At 71.8% G+C, this 21,248-nt stretch carries 19 protein-coding genes; 15 read left to right on the forward strand and 4 right to left on the reverse strand.

Annotated elements, in window-relative coordinates:
- Nucleotides 1-289: 289 nt before the first annotated feature.
- A complete protein-coding gene (gene rpsT, locus AB0M99_RS26450; RefSeq protein WP_266788134.1) occupies nt 290-556 on the reverse strand; it encodes a 30S ribosomal protein S20 in 267 nt (88 codons plus the stop codon).
- A gap of 196 nt (nt 557-752) precedes the next feature.
- Between rpsT and lepA the strand changes: the two genes are divergently transcribed.
- From lepA to hemW, 3 genes are all read left to right on the forward strand, one after another.
- Complete coding sequence (lepA, locus tag AB0M99_RS26455; RefSeq protein WP_365924551.1) at nt 753-2,618, forward strand: translation elongation factor 4; 1,866 nt, start codon at nt 753-755, stop codon at nt 2,616-2,618.
- 221 nt (nt 2,619-2,839) lie between these two features.
- A complete protein-coding gene (locus AB0M99_RS26460; protein ID WP_365924553.1) occupies nt 2,840-4,729 on the forward strand; it encodes an AMP-binding protein in 1,890 nt (629 codons plus the stop codon).
- Nucleotides 4,730-4,835: 106 nt separating this feature from the next.
- On the forward strand, nt 4,836-6,068 hold the full coding sequence (gene hemW / locus AB0M99_RS26465; RefSeq protein ID WP_365924556.1) for a radical SAM family heme chaperone HemW: 1,233 nt from the start codon (nt 4,836-4,838) through the stop codon (nt 6,066-6,068).
- A 46-nt stretch (nt 6,069-6,114) separates the two neighbouring features.
- On the opposite strand, the gene AB0M99_RS26470 is transcribed toward hemW, so the two are convergent.
- Both AB0M99_RS26470 and AB0M99_RS26475 read right to left on the reverse strand, forming a co-directional pair.
- The gene (locus tag AB0M99_RS26470) at nt 6,115-6,924 is read right to left on the reverse strand and encodes a DUF3097 domain-containing protein (protein WP_365924558.1); all 810 of its coding nucleotides are present in this window, start codon (nt 6,922-6,924) and stop codon (nt 6,115-6,117) included.
- Between the two features lie 28 nt (nt 6,925-6,952).
- Nucleotides 6,953-7,684, reverse strand: coding sequence for an MBL fold metallo-hydrolase (locus AB0M99_RS26475; RefSeq protein WP_365924560.1), 732 nt, complete (start codon nt 7,682-7,684; stop codon nt 6,953-6,955).
- A 147-nt stretch (nt 7,685-7,831) separates the two neighbouring features.
- On the opposite strand from AB0M99_RS26475, the gene hrcA reads away from it, so the two are divergent.
- The 6 genes from hrcA to AB0M99_RS26505 all read left to right on the forward strand — a co-directional run bounded on the left by hrcA (nt 7,832) and on the right by AB0M99_RS26505 (nt 13,378).
- Nucleotides 7,832-8,848: a heat-inducible transcriptional repressor HrcA gene (gene hrcA, locus AB0M99_RS26480; protein ID WP_365924562.1), complete on the forward strand. Its 1,017-nt coding sequence runs from the start codon at nt 7,832-7,834 to the stop codon at nt 8,846-8,848.
- Entirely contained in the window at nt 8,849-9,985 is a 1,137-nt protein-coding gene (gene dnaJ, locus AB0M99_RS26485; RefSeq protein ID WP_365924564.1) for a molecular chaperone DnaJ, read from the forward strand.
- Between the two features lie 166 nt (nt 9,986-10,151).
- The gene (locus AB0M99_RS26490; RefSeq protein ID WP_365924566.1) at nt 10,152-11,243 is read left to right on the forward strand and encodes a nitronate monooxygenase; all 1,092 of its coding nucleotides are present in this window, start codon (nt 10,152-10,154) and stop codon (nt 11,241-11,243) included.
- Nucleotides 11,240-11,983, forward strand: coding sequence for a 16S rRNA (uracil(1498)-N(3))-methyltransferase (locus AB0M99_RS26495; protein WP_365924568.1), 744 nt, complete (start codon nt 11,240-11,242; stop codon nt 11,981-11,983). The genes AB0M99_RS26490 and AB0M99_RS26495 overlap by 4 nt, the downstream gene beginning before the upstream one ends.
- 126 nt (nt 11,984-12,109) lie before the next feature.
- On the forward strand, nt 12,110-12,469 hold the full coding sequence (locus tag AB0M99_RS26500) for a histidine triad nucleotide-binding protein (RefSeq protein ID WP_365924570.1): 360 nt from the start codon (nt 12,110-12,112) through the stop codon (nt 12,467-12,469).
- 3 nt (nt 12,470-12,472) lie between these two features.
- Nucleotides 12,473-13,378, forward strand: coding sequence for a ribonuclease Z (locus AB0M99_RS26505; protein WP_365924573.1), 906 nt, complete (start codon nt 12,473-12,475; stop codon nt 13,376-13,378).
- Nucleotides 13,379-13,431: 53 nt separating this feature from the next.
- On the opposite strand, the gene AB0M99_RS26510 is transcribed toward AB0M99_RS26505, so the two are convergent.
- Nucleotides 13,432-14,919: an MFS transporter gene (locus AB0M99_RS26510; RefSeq protein WP_365924575.1), complete on the reverse strand. Its 1,488-nt coding sequence runs from the start codon at nt 14,917-14,919 to the stop codon at nt 13,432-13,434.
- Between the two features lie 293 nt (nt 14,920-15,212).
- Here AB0M99_RS26510 and AB0M99_RS26515 point away from each other — a divergent pair, with 293 nt between their 5' ends.
- The 6 genes from AB0M99_RS26515 (at nt 15,213) to AB0M99_RS26540 (ending at nt 21,234) form a co-directional block, all read left to right on the forward strand.
- Nucleotides 15,213-16,283, forward strand: coding sequence for a PfkB family carbohydrate kinase (locus AB0M99_RS26515; protein ID WP_365924705.1), 1,071 nt, complete (start codon nt 15,213-15,215; stop codon nt 16,281-16,283).
- 129 nt (nt 16,284-16,412) lie between these two features.
- Nucleotides 16,413-18,527 (forward strand): PhoH family protein, encoded by a 2,115-nt coding sequence (locus tag AB0M99_RS26520; protein WP_365924577.1) that lies wholly within the window; start codon nt 16,413-16,415, stop codon nt 18,525-18,527.
- A 13-nt stretch (nt 18,528-18,540) separates the two neighbouring features.
- Complete coding sequence (gene ybeY, locus AB0M99_RS26525; protein WP_365924580.1) at nt 18,541-19,038, forward strand: rRNA maturation RNase YbeY; 498 nt, start codon at nt 18,541-18,543, stop codon at nt 19,036-19,038.
- Entirely contained in the window at nt 19,035-20,339 is a 1,305-nt protein-coding gene (locus tag AB0M99_RS26530) for a hemolysin family protein (protein ID WP_365924582.1), read from the forward strand. Before ybeY ends, AB0M99_RS26530 begins: the two co-directional genes overlap by 4 nt.
- Entirely contained in the window at nt 20,336-20,698 is a 363-nt protein-coding gene (locus tag AB0M99_RS26535; RefSeq protein ID WP_365924584.1) for an MmcQ/YjbR family DNA-binding protein, read from the forward strand. The genes AB0M99_RS26530 and AB0M99_RS26535 overlap by 4 nt, the downstream gene beginning before the upstream one ends.
- 182 nt (nt 20,699-20,880) lie before the next feature.
- Nucleotides 20,881-21,234 (forward strand): cytidine deaminase, encoded by a 354-nt coding sequence (locus tag AB0M99_RS26540; RefSeq protein WP_365924586.1) that lies wholly within the window; start codon nt 20,881-20,883, stop codon nt 21,232-21,234.
- Nucleotides 21,235-21,248 lie beyond the last annotated feature (14 nt).

Raw genomic sequence — 21,248 nt, forward strand, 5'->3', positions numbered from 1 at the left:
GGCCGTGGGTGGCCGCGTTGTCGTCGGTCGCCAATGCTCCGCAGTGGCTCCCTCCTCCGCCTTGCAATCCACGGCACCAGACGACCCGGGCTACCCGACCCTGATCCCGCGGAGCGGGGGCGCGCGAAGGCCCCGGCCTCCGCCCTGGGGAAGGGTGGTGGCCGGGGCCTTCGGTTACTTCTGGTTGCGCCGCACCCGCGTGGCGAACGCTTCGTGTGCGGAGCGGGGTGCCGGTCAGGAGCGGGAGAGAGGGCCCGCTGGGTCCCTTCCGGCGATCACATCAGGGAGCTCAGCCCTGGAGGGTGGCAACCTTGGAGGCCAGCGCCGACTTCTTGTTGGCGGCGGCGTTCTTGTGGATGACACCCTTCGAGACAGCCTTGTCGAGCGCACGCGCGGCGGCGCGGGAAGCCACGGTGGCCTTCTCGACGTCACCGGCGAGGACAGCCTCACGGGCCTTGCGGATCGCGGTCTTGAGCGAGGACTTGACGGCCTTGTTGCGCAGGCGCGCCTTCTCGTTCGTCTTGTTCCGCTTGATCTGGGACTTGATGTTCGCCACGAAAGAGCCTTTTCAGGTTCAGAGGTTGATCTTCGGATTGTGCCCCGGAAGCTAGAGGGCATACGAGGCACAGCTGCTCAGGCTACCAGGCGCGCTCCGACCGGCCCAAACCGACCTCACTGCCCCGTCCATGGGACGATGGGAGTGCTCAGACTCCGTTCCGAGCTCCGACTGCGACCGAGAATCAGGACACTGCGTGCCCGCGATCCCCAGCCACGTGCCCGAGCCGAGCCGTACCGACCCGGCGCTGATCCGCAATTTCTGCATCATCGCGCACATCGACCACGGCAAGTCGACCCTTGCCGACCGGATGCTCCAGCTCACCGGTGTGGTCGACCAGCGGCAGATGCGTGCCCAGTACCTCGACCGCATGGACATCGAGCGTGAGCGCGGCATCACGATCAAGTCCCAGGCCGTCCGACTGCCGTGGTCGCCGACCGCGGGCGAGGGCCAGGGCAAGACCCACATCCTCAACATGATCGACACCCCCGGGCACGTCGACTTCACCTACGAGGTCTCGCGCTCCCTCGCCGCGTGCGAGGGCACCGTCCTCCTGGTGGACGCCGCCCAGGGCATCGAGGCGCAAACCCTCGCCAACCTGTACCTGGCGATGGAGAACGACCTCGCGATCGTCCCGGTCCTGAACAAGATCGACCTGCCGGCCGCCCAGCCGGAGAAGTTCGCCGAGGAGCTGGCGAACCTGGTCGGATGCCAGCCCGAGGACGTCCTGCGCGTCTCGGCGAAGACCGGTCTCGGCGTGGACGCGCTGCTCGACAAGGTCGTCGCCACCGTTCCGGCCCCGGTCGGCGTCAAGGACGCCCCGGCCCGCGCGATGATCTTCGACTCGGTCTACGACTCGTACCGCGGCGTCGTGACCTACGTCCGTGTGGTCGACGGCCAGCTCAACAAGCGCGAGCGCATCCGGATGATGTCCACCGGCGCCACCCACGAGCTGCTGGAGATCGGTGTCTCCTCCCCGGAGATGACCCCCTCCGACGGCATCGGCGTCGGCGAGGTGGGCTACATCATCACCGGCGTGAAGGACGTCCGGCAGTCCAAGGTCGGTGACACCATCACCAGCCTGCACAACGGTGCGACCGAGGCCCTCGGCGGCTACAAGGACCCGAAGCCCATGGTCTTCTCGGGCCTCTACCCGCTCGACGGCTCGGAGTACCCGGACCTGCGCGAGGCGCTGGACAAGCTCCAGCTCAACGACGCCGCGCTCGTCTACGAGCCGGAGACCTCCGCGGCGCTCGGCTTCGGCTTCCGCGTCGGCTTCCTCGGCCTGCTCCACCTGGACGTGGTGCGCGAGCGCCTGGAGCGCGAGTTCGGCCTCGACCTGATCGCCACCGCGCCGAACGTGGTCTACCGCGTCGTCCTGGAGGACGGCAAGGAAGTCACGGTCACCAACCCGAGCGAGTTCCCCGAGGGCAAGATCTCGGACGTGTTCGAGCCGGTCGTACGGGCCACCGTGCTCGCCCCGACCGAGTTCATCGGCGCGATCATGGAGCTCTGCCAGCAGCGCCGCGGCACCCTGCTGGGCATGGACTACCTCTCCGAGGACCGGGTCGAGATCCGTTACACCCTCCCCCTCGCGGAGATCGTCTTCGACTTCTTCGACCAGCTGAAGTCCAAGACGCGCGGCTACGCCTCGCTCGACTACGAGCCCACCGGCGAGCAGTCCGCGAGCCTGGTCAAGGTCGACATCCTGCTGCACGGCGACAAGGTCGACGCCTTCTCCGCCGTCACGCACAAGGACGCCGCCTACGCCTACGGCGTGCGCCTGGTCGCCAAGCTCCGCGAGCTCATCCCGCGGCAGGCCTTCGAGGTGCCGATCCAGGCTGCGATCGGCTCGCGCGTCATCGCCCGCGAGACCATCCGCGCCATCCGCAAGGACGTCCTCGCCAAGTGCTACGGCGGTGACATCTCCCGTAAGCGGAAGCTGCTGGAGAAGCAGAAGGAAGGCAAGAAGCGGATGAAGATGGTCGGCTCCGTGGAGGTCCCGCAGGAGGCCTTCATCGCCGTCCTCTCCAGCGACGACTCCGGCGGCAAGAAGAAGTAGGCCCGCCGGGCCCCGCTGCATACGAACAAGCCCCCGTGCTCCGGCGCGGGGGCTTGTTTCGTTATGAATCGGCCGCACGTGGGCCCTTACGCACCAGGCGGAGGGCCCCTAGTCTGATCACTGCTCGTTGGTTACTCGCCAGTTACAAGCCCTGACTCAGCCACCCCAGCCAGTCAGCCCCCTGCATTGACAGGCCCTGCCGCGTGGTCCGGAGGACGTCCGTGAGCGACACACAGACCTTGATCGAGAACCGCCCGCCCACTGTGGCGACCCTCTTCCTGGAGCGTGTCGCCGCCACGCCCAACGGCGAGGCCTACCGCTTCCCGGTGCCCGCCGCCGGCGGCCAGGGCCCCGACGACTGGAAGTCGCTCAGCTGGGGACAGGCCGCCGAGCGCGTCTTCGCCGCCGCGGCCGGGCTGATCGACCTCGGCCTGCGCCCCGAGGAGCGGGTGGCGCTCGCCTCCAACACCCGGGTCGAGTGGATCCTCGCCGACCTCGGCGTGATGTGCGCGGGCGGCGCCGTCACCACCATCTACCCGAGCACCAATGCCGAGGAGTCGGCGTTCATCCTCGCGGACTCCGAGAGCCGGGTGCTCATCGCCGAGGACGGCGCCCAGCTGGCGAAGGCCCGCGAGCGCCGGGCCGAGCTGCCGAACCTCGCCCACGTGGTCGTCGTGGAGGCCGCCGACGCGGTCGCCGCCGAGGGCGACCCGGAGGGCTGGGTGCTCTCGCTCGCCGACCTGGAGGCGCGCGGCAAGGAGTACCTCGCCAAGCACCCCGAGGCGGTCAAGGAGCGGATCGCGGCCATCACCGCCGACCAGCTCGCCACCCTCATCTACACCTCCGGCACCACCGGCCGCCCCAAGGGCGTCCGCCTTCCGCACGACAACTGGTCGTACATGGCCAAGGCCACCGTGGCCACCGGCCTGATCACCAAGGACGACGTCCAGTACCTGTGGCTGCCGCTTGCCCACGTCTTCGGCAAGGTGCTGACCTCCGGGCAGATCGAGGTCGGGCACGTCACGGCCGTAGATGGCCGGATCGACAAGATCATCGAGAACCTGCCGGTCGTCCAGCCGACGTACATGGCGGCCGTTCCGCGCATCTTCGAGAAGGTCTACAACGGAGTCGCGGCCAAGGCCCGCGCCGGCGGCGGCGCCAAGTACAAGATCTTCCAGTGGTCGGTCGGCGTCGCCCGCGAGTACGCCAAGGTCACCCAGGACAACTTCCGCCGCACCGGCCGGGCGACCGCCCCCTTCGGCCTCGCCACCAAGCACAAGATCGCCGACACGCTGGTCTACTCCAAGCTCCGCGAGGCCTTCGGCGGCAACCTGCGCGCCGCCGTCTCCGGCGCCTCCGCCCTGGCGCCCGAGATCGGCTACTTCTTCTCCGGAGCCGGCATCCACATCCTGGAGGGCTACGGCCTGACGGAGTCCAGCGCGGCCTCCTTCGTCAACCCGGGCGAGGCCTACCGCACCGGCACCGTCGGCAAGCCGCTCCCCGGCACCGAGGTCCGCATCGCCGACGACGGCGAGGTCCTGCTGCGCGGCCCCGGCATCATGCAGGGCTACCACCAGCAGCCGGAGAAGACCGCCGAGGTCCTGGAGTCCGACGGCTGGCTGCACACCGGTGACATCGGCGAGCTGTCGCCCGACGGCTACCTGCGCATCACCGACCGCAAGAAGGACCTGATCAAGACCTCGAACGGCAAGTACGTCGCCCCGGCGGAGATCGAGGGCCAGTTCAAGGCGATCTGCCCGTACGTGTCGACCATCGTCGTGCACGGCGCCGACCGGAACTTTTGCTCGGCCCTGATCGCCCTCGACGAGCCGTCCATCCTCACCTGGGCCGCCGAGGTCGGGCTGGAGGGCAAGACGTACGCCCAGGTGCTGGCCGCGCCGGAGACCAACCGCATGATCGAGACGTACGTCCAGACCCTGAACGAGGGCCTGCAGAAGTGGCAGACGGTCAAGAAGTTCCGGCTGCTCCCGCGCGACCTCGACGTCGAGCACGGGGACCTCACCCCGAGCCTGAAGCTGAAGCGCCCGGTCGTCGAGCGTGAGTTCAAGCACCTCATCGAGGAGATGTACGAGGGCTCGCGGGAGGCCTAGGGGGTGTCTGGCGGATCATGGCCGGGCCCGGGTCGTCTGGCACCCCCTAGCCCGGGGCCCGGCCGAGGGCGTAAACGACCATGGGGCAGTGCGGGACAATGGGCCCATGCCTTCCGCACTGCCCGACGGTGAACCCATGCCCGAAGACGGCTCGCTGCCGTCGCACGCCCTGGCGGGGGCCGGGGACCGGCCGCTCGGCTTCTACCTGCACGTCCCGTACTGCGCCACGCGCTGCGGGTACTGCGACTTCAACACCTACACGGCGACTGAGCTGCGCGGCACCGGCGGCGTGCTCGCCTCGCGGGAGAACTACGCCGACACCCTGATCGACGAGGTCCGCCTGGCCCGCAAGGTGCTCGGCGACGACTCACGGGCCGTACGGACGGTGTTCGTGGGCGGCGGTACGCCGACGCTGCTGCCGGCCGGGGACCTCGTACGCATGCTCGCGGCCATCCGGGACGAGTTCGGTCTCGCGGAGGACGCCGAGGTCACCACCGAGGCCAACCCGGAGTCCGTGAACCCGCAGTACCTGGCCGAGCTGCGGGCCGGCGGCTTCAACCGGATCTCCTTCGGCATGCAGAGCGCGAAGCAGCACGTCCTGAAGGTGCTGGACCGCACGCACACGCCCGGGCGGCCCGAGGCGTGCGTCGCGGAGGCGCGGGCGGCGGGCTTCGAGCACGTGAACCTGGACCTGATCTACGGGACGCCGGGGGAGTCGGACGAGGACTGGCGCGCGTCGCTGTCCGCCGCGCTGGGCGCGGGGCCCGACCACATCAGCGCGTACGCCCTGATCGTCGAGGAGGGCACCCAGCTGGCCCGGCGGATCCGCCGGGGCGAGGTCCCGATGACGGACGACGACGTGCACGCGGACCGGTACCTGATCGCGGACTCGGTGATGGCCGAGGCCGGGTACTCCTGGTACGAGGTGTCGAACTGGGCCACGAGCGAGGCCGGGCGCTGCCTGCACAACGAGCTGTACTGGCGCGGCGCCGACTGGTGGGGCGCGGGCCCGGGAGCGCACTCGCACGTCGGCGGGGTGCGCTGGTGGAACGTGAAGCACCCCGGCGCGTACGCCGCCGCGCTCGCGGAGGGGCGGTCCCCCGGTGCGGGGCGGGAGCTGCTGTCGCAGGAGGACCGGCGGGTGGAGCGGATCCTGCTGGAGCTGCGGCTGGTGGACGGCGTACCGCTGTCCCTGCTGGCCCCGGCCGGCCTGGCGGCGTCCCGCCGGGCCCTGGCGGACGGCCTGCTGGAGACGGGTCCGTACGAGGCGGGACGCGCCGTGCTGACCCTGCGCGGGCGGCTGCTGGCCGACGCGGTGGTCCGGGACCTGGTGGACTGACCCCCGCCGGGGCGGGCTGCCAAGGGCTCCGGGCCCGGGGCCGCGATCAGGCGGGGCCGTCGACCGTGACGAAGTCGATCAGCTCCTCCACACGGCCCAGGAGGGTCGGTTCCAGGTCCTTGTAGGACGTCACGCGGGACAGGATGTGCTGCCACGCGGCGCCCGTGTTCTCCGGCCAGCCCAGGGCGCGGCAGATGCCCGTCTTCCAGTCCTGGCCGCGGGGGACCACCGGCCAGGCCCCGATGCCCAGCGCGGACGGCTTCACCGCCTGCCAGACGTCCACGTACGGGTGGCCCACCACCAGCACGTGCGGCGAGGTCACCGAGGCCGCGATGCGCGATTCCTTCGAGCCGGGCACCAGGTGGTCCACCAGGATGCCCAGCCGGGCGTCCGCGGCCGGGGCGAAGTCGGCCACGATGGCCGGGAGGTCGTCGATGCCCTCCAGGTACTCCACCACCACGCCCTCGATCCGCAGGTCGTCGCCCCAGACCCGCTCCACCAGCTCGGCGTCGTGGCGGCCCTCGACGTAGATCCGGCCCGCCCGCGCCACCGTGGCCCGCGCCCCCGGGACGGCGATCGACCCCGAGGCCGTACGGGCCGGGGCGGCCGGCCCCCGCGGCGGGCGGGTCAGCGTCACCACCGCGCCGTCCAGCAGGAAGCCCCGCGGCTCCAGCGGGAACACCCGCCGCTTGCCGAAGCGGTCCTCCAGGGTCACCGTGCCGGCCTCGCACGCCACCACCGCGCCGCAGAAGTCCGTACCCGCCACCTCGACCACCAGGTCGGGCTCGGCCGCCACCTCGGGCACGGCCTTCGGGCGCTTCCACTGCGGGGTCAGGTCGGGGGAGTACTCGCGCATCCGGCCGAGGGTAGGAGAGGCGGCGCGCTCACGCCTCCGACACGCCGAACCGCTGTGCCAGTGTGTCGCGTTGCGCACGGACAAAAGCCGCGGTGACCACCGCTCCGTGACCCGGCACGTACAGCGCGTCGTCCCCGCCCAGCGACAGCAGCCGGTCCAGGGCCGCGGGCCACTGCCCGGGCACCGCGTCGGGGCCCGCCGACGGCTCGCCCGACTCCTCGACCAGGTCCCCGCAGAACACCACCTCGCGGGAGCCCGGAACGAACACCGCGAGATCGTGCCGGGTGTGGCCGGGCCCCACGTTCGCGAGCAGCACCTGCACCCCGCCGAGGTCCAGCGTCCACTCGCCCGAGACCAGGTGCCCCGGCGCCACCAGCAGGTCAGCGGCCCCGGCGGCCAGGTCCGGCGCCAGCCCGTGCCGCACCGCGTCCGCCCGCAGCTCGTCCCGGCCGCGGCCGCTCGACAGCAGGGCGTCCAAGCCGACCGGCCCGTAGAACTCGGCCCCCGCGAAGGCGGCCCCGCCCATCACGTGGTCGAAATGTCCGTGGGTGAATGCGATATGGGTCACGCGCCGACCGGCCAGCAGCTCCGCCTCGGCCCGCACCTGCGAGCCCTCCCGCACGGACGATCCGGGGTCGATCAGGAGTACCGACTCGTCCCCCACCACCAGCCCCACCGTGCAGTCCCACACCGGGAGGCGCCGCCGCCCGGCCCGCCCGGTCAGCCGTTCCCAGCCCGCCTCTTCCCAATGCACGTCCATGCCGCGACGCTACCGTGACGGGCCACCCTTGCCAGGGCCTGACCACCCGGCCGTACACTGAGCGGGGGATCTCTGGCACTCGAACGCCCAGAGTGCCAACGACCGAGCTTCACACGGCAACGGACCACAGCTGGAGGTGTGCGCGCGATGCTCAGCGAACGCAGACTCGAAGTGCTGCGCGCCATCGTCCAGGACTACGTCGGGACGGAGGAGCCGGTCGGCTCCAAAGCGCTCACCGAGCGCCACCGGCTCGGCGTGTCGCCCGCGACCGTGCGCAACGACATGGCCGTGCTGGAAGAAGAGGGCTACATCGCCCAGCCCCACACCAGCGCCGGCCGGATCCCCACCGACAAGGGCTACCGGCTCTTCGTCGACAAGCTGGCGGGGGTCAAGCCCCTGTCGTCGCCCGAGCGCCGCGCCATCCAGAACTTCCTCGACGGCGCCGTCGACCTCGACGACGTGGTCGGCCGCACCGTACGGCTGCTCGCGCAGCTGACCCGGCAGGCCGCCGTCGTCCAGTACCCGAGCCTGACCCGCTCCACGGTCCGGCACGTCGAGCTGCTCTCGCTCGCACCCGCGCGCCTGATGCTCGTGCTGATCACGGACACCGGCCGGGTCGAGCAGCGGCTGGTCGACTGCCAGACCCCCTTCGGCGAGCAGTCGCTCGCAGATCTGCGGGCGCGGCTCAACAGCCGGGTCGTCGGCCGGCGGTTCACGGACGTGCCGCCGCTCGTGCAGGACCTCCCGGAGTCCTTCGAGGCGGAGGACCGGGCGACGGTCAAGGCCGTCCTCGCCACCCTCCTCGAAACGCTCGTGGAGGAAGCCGAAGAACGGCTGATGATCGGCGGAACCGCCAATCTCACCCGCTTCGGACACGATTTTCCCCTGACGATCAGGCCGGTGCTCGAAGCGCTGGAGGAGCAGGTCGTGCTCCTCAAGCTGCTGGGCGAGGCCAACGAGTCGGGAATGGCCGTACGGATCGGGCATGAGAATGCCTATGAGGGACTGAACTCCACGTCGGTCGTCTCGGTCGGCTACGGTTCGGGCGGCGAAGCAGTCGCCAAACTCGGCGTGGTCGGACCGACCCGCATGGACTACCCCGGAACGATGGGAGCGGTACGCGCAGTGGCACGTTACGTCGGACAGATCCTGGCGGAGTCGTAAGTGGCCACGGACTACTACGCCGTACTCGGCGTGCGCCGCGACGCATCGCAGGACGAGATCAAGAAGGCCTTCCGGCGCCTCGCGCGTGAACTCCACCCGGATGTGAATCCGGACCCGAAGACGCAGGAGCGCTTCAAGGAGATCAACGCGGCGTACGAGGTGCTCTCGGACCCGCAGAAGAAGCAGGTCTACGACCTCGGCGGCGACCCGCTGTCCTCCTCGGGCGGCGGCGGCGCGGGCGGCTTCGGCGCGGGTGGCTTCGGCAACTTCTCCGACATCATGGACGCCTTCTTCGGCCAGGCCTCGCAGCGCGGACCGCGTTCGCGCACCCGCCGCGGCCAGGACGCCATGATCCGCCTCGACCTGGAACTGGACGAGGCGGCCTTCGGCACCACCAAGGACATCCAGGTCGACACGGCCGTCGTCTGCACCACCTGCTCCGGCGAGGGTGCCGCCCCCGGCACCTCGGCGCAGACGTGTGACATGTGCCGCGGCCGCGGTGAGGTCTCGCAGGTCACCCGGTCCTTCCTGGGCCAGGTCATGACCTCGCGCCCCTGCCCCCAGTGCCAGGGCTTCGGCACCGTGGTCCCGACCCCGTGCCCCGAGTGCGCGGGCGACGGCCGGGTCCGCTCCCGCCGCAGCCTGACCGTCAAGATCCCCGCGGGCGTCGAGAACGGCACCCGCATCCAGCTCGCGGGCGAGGGCGAGGTCGGCCCCGGCGGCGGCCCCGCCGGAGACCTCTACGTCGAGATCCACGAGCTGCCGCACCCGACCTTCCAGCGGCGCGGGGACGACCTGCACTGCACCGTCACCATCCCCATGACGGCCGCGGCCCTGGGCACCAAGTGCCCGCTGGAGACGCTGGACGGCATGGAGGAGATCGACATCCGGCCCGGGACCCAGTCCGGGCAGGCGATCCCGCTGCACGGGCGCGGCGTCACGCACCTGCGCGGCGGCGGCCGGGGCGACCTGATCGTCCACGTCGAGGTCACCACCCCCGGCAAGCTGGACCCCCAGCAGGAGGACCTGCTGCGCCAGCTCGCGAAGCTGCGCGGCGAGGAGCGGCCGACGGGTCAGTTCGCGCCGGGCCAGCAGGGTCTGTTCAGCCGTCTGAAGGACGCGTTCAACGGCCGCTGACCGGCCCGCGAGAACACGTACGAGCCCGGTCCGGGGATGCCCCGGACCGGGCTTCGTGCTTCCTCCGGGTCTCCCTCGGGCTTCCCTCAAGGCCGGAGGTAAGCGGACTATGCCAGGCGAATGCCGTGATTCGGTCCCGTGAGCGGGACATGGCACGATGCAGACCATGTCCTCCGCACCGAACGGTCTCTCCCCGTACCCGATCGTGCAGGCTCCCATGGCAGGCGGCGCCTCCTGCCCTCCGCTCGCCGCCGCCGTGTGCGAGGCGGGCGGGCTGGGCTTCCTCGCCGGCGGCTACAAGACCGCCGACGGCATGTACCAGGAGATCAAACAGCTGCGCGCGCTCACCCGGCGCCCGTTCGGCGTCAACCTCTTCATGCCGCAGACCGGTTACGTCGACCCGGCCGCCGTGGAGGCGTACCGCGGGCAACTCGCCGGAGAGGCCAGCTGGTACTCGATCTCCCTCGCCGAGGAGGAGATCCTCGGCACCAGCGACGACGGATACGACGCCAAGCTCGCCATCCTCGTCGAGGACCCCGTCCCGGTGGTCTCGTTCACCTTCGGCTGCCCCCCGCCCACGGCCTTCGACTGCCTGCGCAAGGTCGGTACGTACACGGTCGTCACCGTGACCTCGGTCGAGGAGGCCCGCGCCGCGCAGGCGGCCGGAGCCGACGCGCTCTGCGTCCAGGGCGCCGAAGCCGGCGGCCACCAGGGGACCCACCGCGACGATCCGCAGGCCGACGGCACGGCGAGCGTCGGCCTGCTCGCGCTGGTGGCCCAGGTACGGGAAGCCGTGGGCCTCCCGCTCATCGCCGCGGGCGGACTGATGCGCGGCTCGCAGATCGCCGCGCTGCTCGCGGCGGGCGCCGAGGCGGCGCAGCTCGGCACCGCGTTCCTGGCGTGCCCGGAGTCCGGTGCGGACCCGCTGCACAAGAAGGCGCTGACCGACCCGCTGTTCGTCCGTACCGAGCTGACCCGGGCCTTCTCCGGACGGCCGGCCCGCGGGCTCGTGAACCGGTTCATGCGCGAGCACGGGCCCTACGCCCCGGCCGCGTACCCGCAGATCCACCACCTGACCTCGCCGCTGCGCAAGGCAGCAGCGGCGGCAGGGGACCCGCAGGGCATGGCCCTGTGGGCGGGACAGGGCCACCGGCTGGCGCGGGCGCTGCCCGCGGGGGAGCTGGTGGAGGTCCTGGCGGCGGAAGTCGCGCAGGCCCAGAGTGCGTTGAAGGCAAGGCAGATGAGGAGTGCGTCATGACCGCCCCCGTGTTCGTGGTCGAAGAGGTCCCGGGGGGACCGGAGTTCGTCCTGGACGGTCCCGAGGGCCGGCACGCGGTGTCCGTGAAGCGGCTGAACCCCGGTGAGGAGGTGGTCCTCGCGGACGGCCGCGGCCGGTGGGCCGAGGCCGTGGTGAAGTCGGCGGAGGGCAAGGACCGGCTGGTCGTGTCGGTGTCCGGGGTCTTCGAGGAGGCGGAGCCGACCGTCCGGATCACCGTCGTCCAGGCCCTTCCCAAGGGGGACCGCGGGGAGGTCGCCGTCGAGACGATGACCGAGACCGGCGTGGACGCGATCGTCCCCTGGCAGGCCTCGCGCTGCATCACCCAGTGGCGCGGCGACCGGGGCGCCAAGTCCCTGGCCAAGTGGCGGGCCACGGCCCGGGAGGCGGGCAAGCAGTCCCGCCGGGTGCGCTTCCCGGAGGTGGCGGAGGCGCTGTCCACGAAGCAGGTGGCGGCGCTGCTCGCGGAGGCCGACCTGGCGGTGGTGCTGCACGAGGACCGCGACGCCCCCTCGGGCGCCCTGGCCACGGCGGAACTGCCCGCCACGGGCTCCATCGTGCTGGTCGTGGGCCCCGAGGGCGGGGTCTCCCCGGACGAGCTCGCGGCCTTCGCGGCGGCCGGGGCGCATCCGTACCGCCTGGGCCGCTCGGTCCTGCGCACCTCCACGGCCGGCACGGCGGCGGCGGCGGTCCTGCTGGCGCGGACGGGGCGCTGGTCCTGACGGGAGGCCGGTCCGGGCGGGCGACCGGTCTGATGGGCGGCCGGTCCTGACGGGTTGCCGGATACGATGCCCGGGCTGATCAACGTCACGCCAACGTCCACGCCAACGTCATCGGAAGGCTCAGCCATGGCCGGGGAACCGCAGTCCGACTGCCTGTTCTGCAAGATCGTCACAGGGGACATCCCGGCGACCGTCGTCCGGGAGACCGAGACGACCGTCGCCTTCCGGGACATCAACCCACAGGCGCCGTCCCACGTGCTCGTCATCCCGAAGGTGCACTACCGCGACGCGGCCACCCTCGCCGCCGCCGAGCCGGCCATCGCCGCGGACCTGCTGCGCGAGGCCGGGCAGGTCGCCGCCGACGAGAAGGTCGACGACCACGGCTACCGGGTCGTGTTCAACACCGGCGCCGGCGCCGGCCAGACCGTCTTCCACGCCCACGCGCACGTCCTCGGCGGCCGCGGCCTCCAGTGGCCCCCCGGATAAGCCGTGTCCGTACGCGAGTTCGTGGTGCTGGGCACCGCCAGCCAGGTGCCCACCCGCCACCGCAACCACAACGGCTACCTGCTGCGCTGGGACGGCGAGGGCATCCTCTTCGACCCCGGCGAGGGCACCCAGCGCCAGATGCTCAGGGCCGGGGTGGCCGCGCACGACATCAACCGGATCTGCGTCACCCACTTCCACGGTGACCACAGCCTCGGCCTCGCCGGGGTGATCCAGCGCATCAACCTCGACCGGGTCCCGCACCCGGTCACCGCGCACTACCCGGCTTCCGGGCAGCGGTTCTTCGACCGGCTGCGGTACGCCACGGCCTACCGCGAGACGGTGGAACTGGCCGAGGCGCCGGTGGCCGAGGGCGGGGTGCTGGCGCGCGGGGACTCGTACGTCCTGGAGGCCCGCAGGCTCTCCCACCCGGTGGAGTCCTTCGGCTACCGGATCACCGAGCCCGACGGGCGCAGGATACTGCCGGAGCTGCTCGCGCGGCACGGCATCAAGGGGCCGGACGTGGGCCGGATCCAGCGCGAGGGGCGCCTGGACGGGGTCACGCTGGAGGACGTCAGCGAGCCGAAGCCGGGGCAGCGGTTCGCCTTCGTCATGGACACCCGGCTCTGCGCGGGCGTGGACGAGCTCGCGGAGGGCTGCGACATGCTGGTGATCGAGTCGACGTTCCTCGACGCGGATGTCCGGCTGGCGACGGACCACGGGCACCTCACGGCGGGCCAGGCGGCCGGGGTCGCGCGCGAGGCGGGTGTCCGGCACCTCGTGCTGACGCACTTCTCGCAGCGGTACACCGACGCGTCGGAGTTCGAACGCGAGGCTCGGGCCGCCGGGTTCGAGGGCGAGCTGACGATCGCGGCGGATCTGACTCGCGTCGCGCTTCCGAAGCGGCCCTGAGCGCGTCTACGGCGCCGCCGCCGGGGCTCCGCCCACCGGACCCCCCCCGCGCCTCAGTCGCCGGCGGGGCTGGGTATGCGTCTGCGGCGGCGCTGCCGGGGGCCGGCCCCCGGACCCCCGCGCCTCATACGCCGGCGGGGCTGAAAGACCGGGGCTGCGCCCCGCGCCCCGCGCCTCAAACGCCGGCGGGGCTGGGTTTTGGCCGATGTCGCCCGCAGGGCAATCTCAGCCCCGTCGGCGTTTGAGCCGCTGGTCCGGGCGGAGCCCGCTACGCCGCCCAGTCCGTCCGGCGCTTGAGGGCCGGGGTACGGGCAGGGCCCGGGGAACGGTGGAAGGGCGGGGAGGGAACGGCCCCGTGCAGCGGCACCGGCGCCCCCGACCGGCACCCGGCGGACGGAGTCCGGCGCGTCAGGAGAGGGGACGTGCAGCGCGACGGCCGCCATCGGGCCGGCCACCGCCAGCAGCAGCCCGCCCAGCACCAGGCCCATGACCGGGAACCCCGCGCCCTCGGCGAGCAGGCTCCCGGTGACGGGCCCGCACGCCACCCCGAGCGAGGACGCGGAGCCGGCCAGCACCGCCCACCGCCCGCGCGGGTCCAGCGCGGCCGCGAGGCCGATGGCGTACGAGAGCACGACCGGGTAGATCGCGTTCCACAGGATCTCCCCCGCGGCGAAGCTGCCGAGGTCGCGGGCGTTGGACGACAGCACCACGCAGCACGCGATGAGCGCCGTACCCGCCCCGATGGGCACCGCCCGGCCGAGCCGGGCGCCGAGCGCGGAGGCGGCCGTGACCCCGAGCAGGCCCGCGCCGAGGGCCGCGGCGAAGACGATGCCCAGGGTGACCTCGGAGAGGCCCGCCTGCTGGGCGCCGATGCGGCCGCTGACCCCCCACAGGGCGTTCTGGGCCAGCGACCACAGCATCAGCGCGCCGGCCAGCACCGCCCCGGCGCGCGGGTACGGCAGCCGCCGGGAGGCCCGTACGGCGGGACCCCGGTCGGCGGGCCCGCCGAGCCGGCCCGTCGCCGGCCACACCAGCGCGGCGACCAGGGCGATGGCCGCGAACGGCAGCCAGTGCCCGCCGCCGAGCCGCGGCAGGGTCAGGTACAGCGCCCCGGCCGTGGCCGACACCGAGAGCAGGCCGAGCGCGGAGGTGCGGTGCGGGTCCCGCTGCGCGGCGATCCCGGACGCGGCCACGGCGGTGGCGGTGCCGGAGCCGAAGCCCCCGACGACCGCGCCCGCGACGACGAGCGGGAGCAGGCTGGTAGCGGCGGCCGTGCCGTAGCCCGCGACGGCGAGCAGCAGTCCGAGCCGGGCCAGCGGGCGGGGCCCGTGGCGGGGGATCCGCGAGGCGAGGGTGAACCCGGCGGCGGCGGAGCCGAGCAGCAGGACCGAGCCGATCAGTCCGGCCTGCGCGGGGCTCAGCGGAAGGTGCGCGTCGAGGCGGCCGACGACGGTCGGGAGCAGGTACGGAGCGACGTAACCGGCGGTGAAGAGGGCGACGAGCGGCCAGGCGGCGGGCGGCGCGGGGGTGTACTTGGACACGGGCGTTCCAGGTGGTGCGAGGGTGGTGCAGGGGACGCCGCGAAGAGAGCGGGGCCCATGTCTATCAAGCGGCCGGAGTTGCGCAGAAGAGCATTCCGGTGGTGATCTGCGTCACACTAGGTTTTGATCCGTGCTCAGGCGGGGAGAGCTCCGAGCTTTCCGTCCGAACTCCGCAGCGCGCACCCCCTTGCAGAAACGACCCTCCGCCACTTCAATCCGCACACGCACCAAACGGGGAGTACACCGTGACCAGTCGGAACGACCGCAACAGCCGCTCCGCCGCCGGGGATGCCGTGGACAGCGCGGCCGACGTGGACCCGCTCGGCCCGCTGCGCGATCCCCGGGAGCCGGGCTGCGACGTCTTCCTGACGGGCACGGTCTTCCTCGACATCATCTTCACGGGCCTCGACTCGGCCCCCGTGCGCGGTACGGAGTCCTGGGCGCGCGGCATGGGCTCCAGCCCCGGCGGCGTCGCCAACATGGCCACCGCACTGGCCAGGCTCGGCCTGCGCACCTCGCTGGCCGCGGCCTTCGGGGACGACCACTACGGCGAGTACTGCTGGGACGCGCTCGAACAGGGCGAGGGCATCGACCTGTCGATGTCGCGGACCGTCCCCGGCTGGCACAGCCCCGTCACGGTCTCCATGGCGTACGAGGGCGAGCGCACGATGGTCTCGCACGGCCACGAGGCACCGCCCCCCGCGGGCCCCTTCCCGCAGTGCCCCCCGGCGGCCCGCGCCGCTGTGGCCTCGCTGGGGCCGGGCGGCGGGGAGGAGTGGGTCGCGCAGGCCGCCCGGCGCGGCTCGCGGGTCTTCGCCGACGTGGGGTGGGACGAGAGCGGACGCTGGGACCTCGCGGCGCTGGCCGACCTGGAGCACTGCGAGGCCTTCCTGCCGAACGCGGGGGAGGCGATGCGGTACACGCGGACCGACTGCCCGCGGGCGGCGGCCCGGGCGCTGGCCGAGAAGGTGCCGATCGCGGTGGTGACCATGGGCGCGGAGGGCTCGTACGCGGTGGACGGGCGCACCGGCGAGACGGCGGAGGTACCGGCGATCGCGGTCGACGCCCTGGACCCGACCGGCGCCGGCGACGTGTACGTGGCGGGGTTCGTCACCGGCACCCTGGCGGGGTGGCCGCTGGCGGACCGGCTGGCCTTCGCGGGCCTGACCGCGGCCCTGTCGGTGCAGGAGTTCGGCGGTTCCCTGTCGGCCCCCGGCTGGCCGGAGGTGTCCCACTGGTGGCGGGCCGCTCCGGAGGACCTGCACGGCCGCTACGCCTTCCTGGACGCACTGGTCCCCGCGGGCACCGGACCCGCGGAGCGCCGCCGGGCGGTCCCGACGATCGGCTTCCGGCACCCGGCGTAGCGGGCGCCCCGCAGGCACCCGGAAAACCCCTCGGGGAAGGCCCGGCGGCGACGTAGGCTTGGTATTCCGGAGGTCGACGATCGGCGCGGCCCCTCAGCGGGAGGTATGTGCAGGCCACAGTGCCGGCCCATGACTCAGACACCGACAGCCCACATCCCCGCGCCGGGGCAGGCGCGAGCCCACTTCACCGTTCCGGCCACGCACCCGATGGTCACGGTCCTCGGCTCGGGCGACGCCCTGTTGCGCGTGATCGAGAAGGCCTTCCCGAAGGCCGACATCCATGTTCGGGGCAATCAGGTCAGCGCGATCGGCGAAGCGGCGGAAGTCGCCCTGATCCAGCGCCTGTTCGACGAGATGATGCTGGTGCTCCGCACCGGGCAGCCGATGACGGAGGACGCAGTGGAACGCTCGATCGCCATGCTCAAGTCGAGCGGCAACGGCCAGGGCCCGGACGAGACCCCCGCCGAAGTGCTCACCCAGAACATCCTCTCCAGCCGCGGGCGCACCATCCGCCCCAAGACCCTCAACCAGAAGCGGTACGTCGACGCGATCGACAAGAACACGATCGTGTTCGGCATCGGCCCCGCCGGTACCGGCAAGACCTACCTCGCCATGGCCAAGGCGGTCCAGGCCCTGCAGTCCAAGCAGGTCAGCCGGATCATCCTGACCCGCCCCGCCGTCGAGGCCGGCGAGCGCCTCGGCTTCCTGCCGGGCACGCTCTTCGACAAGATCGACCCGTACCTGCGCCCGCTCTACGACGCCCTGCACGACATGATCGACCCGGACTCGATCCCGCGCCTGATGGCGGCGGGCACGATCGAGGTGGCGCCGCTGGCTTACATGCGCGGCCGGGCCCAGCCGATCTTCACGAAGGTGCTGACGCCCGACGGATGGCGTCCCATCGGCGACCTTCAGGTGGGTGACCTGGTCGTCGGATCGAACGGCGAGCCGACCCCGGTCCTGGGCGTCTACCCGCAGGGCGAAAAGGACATCTACCGAGTCACCGCCCAGGACGGCTCCTGGACCCTGTGCTGCGGCGAGCACCTCTGGACCGTCAGGACGCGCGCCGACAAGCGGCGCGACAAGCCGTGGCGGGTCCTTGAGACCAAGGAGATGATCGGCAACCTTCGTGCGGCGCACGCGCGCCGCTACGAGCTGCCGATGCTGACCGCTCCCGTCGAGTTCCCCGCCCGCGAGGTCCCCATGGACCCGTACGCGCTCGGTCTGCTGCTCGGCGACGGATGCATCACCGGTTCCACCACGCCGTCCTTCTCGACGGAGGACGGCGAACTCGTACGGGCCCTGGAGGCGGCGCTCCCCGGAGTCCTGGCGCGGCACAAGGGCGGTGTGGACTACGTACTGAACAAGGTGAAGTCGCCTGGCGACGTGGTCACTCTGGAGAACCCCGTTACGGCGGCACTGCGCGAGCTGGACCTGATCGGAAGCCGTTCGCACTCCAAGTTCGTGCCGGACGACTACCGGTTCAACACGCCGGACGTCCGTCTCGCCGTGCTCCAGGGCCTGCTCGACTCCGACGGCGGACCGGTCACCCAGCAGGGCCGTACCTGCAGGATCCAGTACTCCACGACCTCGATCATCCTGCGGGACGACGTGATCGCCCTCGTCCAGTCCCTCGGCGGCGTGGCGTACACGCGGCGCCGCAGGGCGGAGGAACGCGTTCAGGGCACCGCCCTGGCCGCCCACCGGTTCGACGCGCACGTCGTTGACATCCGTCTTCCCGAGGGCATCGAGCCCTTCCGTCTCGCCCGCAAGCGGGACGCGTACCACGCGACCGGGGGCGGGCGCCCGATGCGCTTCATCGACTCCATCGAGCCCGCGGGCCGCGAGGAGGCGGTGTGCATCCAGGTGGCAGCCGCGGACTCGCTGTACGTCACGCAGGACTACCTCCTGACGCACAACACCCTCAATGAGGCATTTGTCGTGCTCGACGAGGCGCAGAACACGACCGCCGAGCAGATGAAGATGTTCCTGACCCGGCTCGGCTTCGACTCGAAGATCGTCGTCACCGGTGACGTCACGCAGGTCGACCTGCCGGGCGGCGCCAAGAGCGGGCTGCGCCAGGTCCAGGAGATCCTCGAAGGGGTGCCGGACATCCACTTCTCGCGGCTCACGTCCGAGGATGTCGTCCGGCACAAGCTCGTCGGCCGTATCGTCGATGCGTACGAGAAGTACGACGACAGCCAGGACGCCAACCCGTCCCGGAACGGCTACCAGCGGAAGTAGAAGTCAGCGCACCATGTCGATCGACGTCAACAACGAGTCCGGAACCGAGGTCGACGAGCAGGCGATCCTCGACATCGCCCGCTACGCGCTCACCCGGATGCGGATCCACCCGCTCTCCGAGCTCTCCGTCATCGTCGTCGACGAGGCGGCGATGGAGCAGCTCCACATCCAGTGGATGGACCTGCCCGGACCCACCGACGTCATGTCGTTCCCGATGGACGAGCTCCGTCCGCCGACGAAGGACGACGAGGAGCCCCCGCAGGGGCTCCTCGGTGACATCGTGCTCTGCCCCGAGGTCGCCAAGAAGCAGGGCGAAGAGGCCCCGACGCAGCACTCCATGGACGAGGAGCTCCAACTCCTGACCGTCCACGGGGTGCTGCACCTGCTCGGGTACGACCACGAGGAGCCGGACGAGAAGGCCGAGATGTTCGGCCTGCAGGCGGCCATCGTCGACGGCTGGCGCGGTGAGCGGGGGATGACCGGCGCCTCGCCCGCCCCGACCGTCTCGTGACCGCCCCCCAACTGATCGCCGGCGCGGTCCTGCTGGTGGTGGTGGCCTGGTTCGCCGCGTGCGCCGAGTCCGGGATCGCACGGATCTCCGGCTTCCGCGCCGAGCAGGCCGTACGGGACGGGCGGCGCGGCAGCGCCAAGCTGCTCCAGGTCGCCGGTGACCCGACGCGCTACCTCAACGTCGCGCTGCTGGTCCGGGTCACCTGCGAGATGGCGGCGGGCGTGCTCGTCACCTACGTGTGCCTCGACGCGCTCGGCGAGAACTGGACCGCGCTGCTCGTGGCCATCGCCGTGATGGTGCTGGTCTCCTTCGTCGCCGTGGGCGTGTCCCCGCGCACGATCGGCCGCCAGCACCCCCTCAACACCGCGACGGCGGCCGCGTACGTACTCGTGCCGCTGGCCCGGGTCATGGGGCCGATCCCGCAGCTGCTGATCCTCATCGGCAACGCGCTCACGCCCGGGAAGGGCTTCCGCAAGGGGCCGTTCGCCTCCGAGGCCGAGCTGCGCGCGATGGTGGACCTGGCGGAGAAGGAATCGCTGATCGAGGACGACGAGCGCCGGATGGTGCACCAGGTCTTCGAGCTGGGCGACACCCTGGTGCGCGAGGTGATGGTGCCGCGCACGGACCTGATCTGCATCGAGCGGTACAAGACGGTCCGTCAGGCGACCACGCTCGCGCTGCGGTCGGGCTTCTCGCGGATCCCGGTGACCGGGGAGAACGAGGACGACATCGTCGGCATCGTGTACCTGAAGGACCTGGTCCGCAAGACGCACATCAGCCGGGAGGCGGAGGCCGACCTGGTGTCCACGGCGATGCGGCCCGCGGTGTTCGTGCCGGACACGAAGAACGCGGGCGACCTGCTGCGGGAGATGCAGTCGGTGCGCAACCACGTGGCCGTCGTCATCGACGAATACGGCGGTACGGCGGGCATCGTCACCATCGAGGACATCCTGGAGGAGATCGTCGGCGAGATCACCGACGAGTACGACCGGGAGCTGCCGCCGGTGGAGGACCTCGGGGCCGACCGCTACCGGGTCACGGCGCGGCTGGACATCACCGACCTCGGCGAGCTGTTCAAGGTCGAGGCCTTCGACGACGAGGACGTCGAGACGGTCGGCGGGCTGCTGGCGAAGGCGCTGGGCCGGGTGCCGATCGCGGGCGCCTCGGCGGTGGTGGACCTGCCGGACGGGCGTCCGCTGCGGCTGACGGCCGAGTCCCCGGCGGGGCGGCGGAACAAGATCGTGACCGTGCTGGTGGAGCCGGTGGTCACGGCGGTGGGCGAAGGCGAGGAGGGCGAGTGACTCCCGAGCAGCTGCGGGCGCTGTGCCTGGACTTCAACGCGGCGGTGGAGGAGTTCCCCTTCACGCCCGAGACCTCGGTGTTCAAGGTGCTGGGGAAGATGTTCGCGCTGTCGGCGCTGGACGCGGAGCCGCTGAAGGTCAACCTCAAGTGCGATCCGGAGCAGGCGGTGCGGCTGCGCGAGGAGCACGAGGCGGTCGTGCCGGGCTGGCACATGAACAAGCGGCACTGGAACACGGTGACCGTGGGCGGGCCCGGCGGGCTGCCGGACGAGCTGGTGCGGGAGCTGGTGGAGGACTCGTACGACCTGGTCGTCGAGGGCCTGCCGCGGGCGGAGCGGCTGAGACTCGACCGCGCCTGAGATGAAATGCCTATGGGTCCAATGTCACTGATCCAAGTGACCTTCGGATCGCAGGTTACGCTTATCCAGCGCTTATGTTTATGCCTGCACCGCCAAGATCCGGGGGGACTGGCGGACGGAGGGGAGAGCGCGTCGGCGGGGCCGTATCACGGCCCCCCGACGCGCTCCATATGCTTCGGTCCATGACCGACAGCACCGGGATCGACCCCGAAGACAGCAAGATCATCACGCTGGCGCGCAGCGCCCGGGCCCGCAACGGCGTGCCAGAGGGGGCGGCGGTCCGCGACGAGACGGGCCGTACCTACGTCGCCGGGACCGTCGAGCTGGACTCGCTGAAGCTGAGCGCCCTGCAGACGGCGGTCGCGATGGCCGTGGCCAGCGGCGCCCGGTCCCTGGAGGCCGCCGCCGTCGTCAGCGCGGCCGACGCCCCCTCGGAAGCCGACCGCGCGGCGGTCCGGGACCTCGGCGGCCCGGCCACGCCGGTGCTGCTCGCGGCGCCGGACGGCACCCTGAAGTCCACCACCCCGGCGGGCTGACGCCCCGGGGCCTT

Source organism: Streptomyces sp. NPDC051183, from assembly GCF_040682455.1.
Taxonomy (GTDB): domain Bacteria; phylum Actinomycetota; class Actinomycetes; order Streptomycetales; family Streptomycetaceae; genus Streptomyces.

Coding starts and splice junctions, on each gene's coding strand:
- AB0M99_RS26490 (WP_365924566.1), top strand. CDS start 10,152: ATGTCCTCCGCACCGAACGGTCTCTCCCCGTACCCGATCGTGCAGGCT.
- hemW (WP_365924556.1), top strand. CDS start 4,836: ATGCCTTCCGCACTGCCCGACGGTGAACCCATGCCCGAAGACGGCTCG.
- AB0M99_RS26475 (WP_365924560.1), bottom strand. CDS start 7,684: ATGGACGTGCATTGGGAAGAGGCGGGCTGGGAACGGCTGACCGGGCGG.
- AB0M99_RS26470 (WP_365924558.1), bottom strand. CDS start 6,924: ATGCGCGAGTACTCCCCCGACCTGACCCCGCAGTGGAAGCGCCCGAAG.
- AB0M99_RS26520 (WP_365924577.1), top strand. CDS start 16,413: ATGACTCAGACACCGACAGCCCACATCCCCGCGCCGGGGCAGGCGCGA.
- AB0M99_RS26500 (WP_365924570.1), top strand. CDS start 12,110: ATGGCCGGGGAACCGCAGTCCGACTGCCTGTTCTGCAAGATCGTCACA.
- ybeY (WP_365924580.1), top strand. CDS start 18,541: ATGTCGATCGACGTCAACAACGAGTCCGGAACCGAGGTCGACGAGCAG.
- AB0M99_RS26540 (WP_365924586.1), top strand. CDS start 20,881: ATGACCGACAGCACCGGGATCGACCCCGAAGACAGCAAGATCATCACG.
- hrcA (WP_365924562.1), top strand. CDS start 7,832: ATGCTCAGCGAACGCAGACTCGAAGTGCTGCGCGCCATCGTCCAGGAC.
- AB0M99_RS26495 (WP_365924568.1), top strand. CDS start 11,240: ATGACCGCCCCCGTGTTCGTGGTCGAAGAGGTCCCGGGGGGACCGGAG.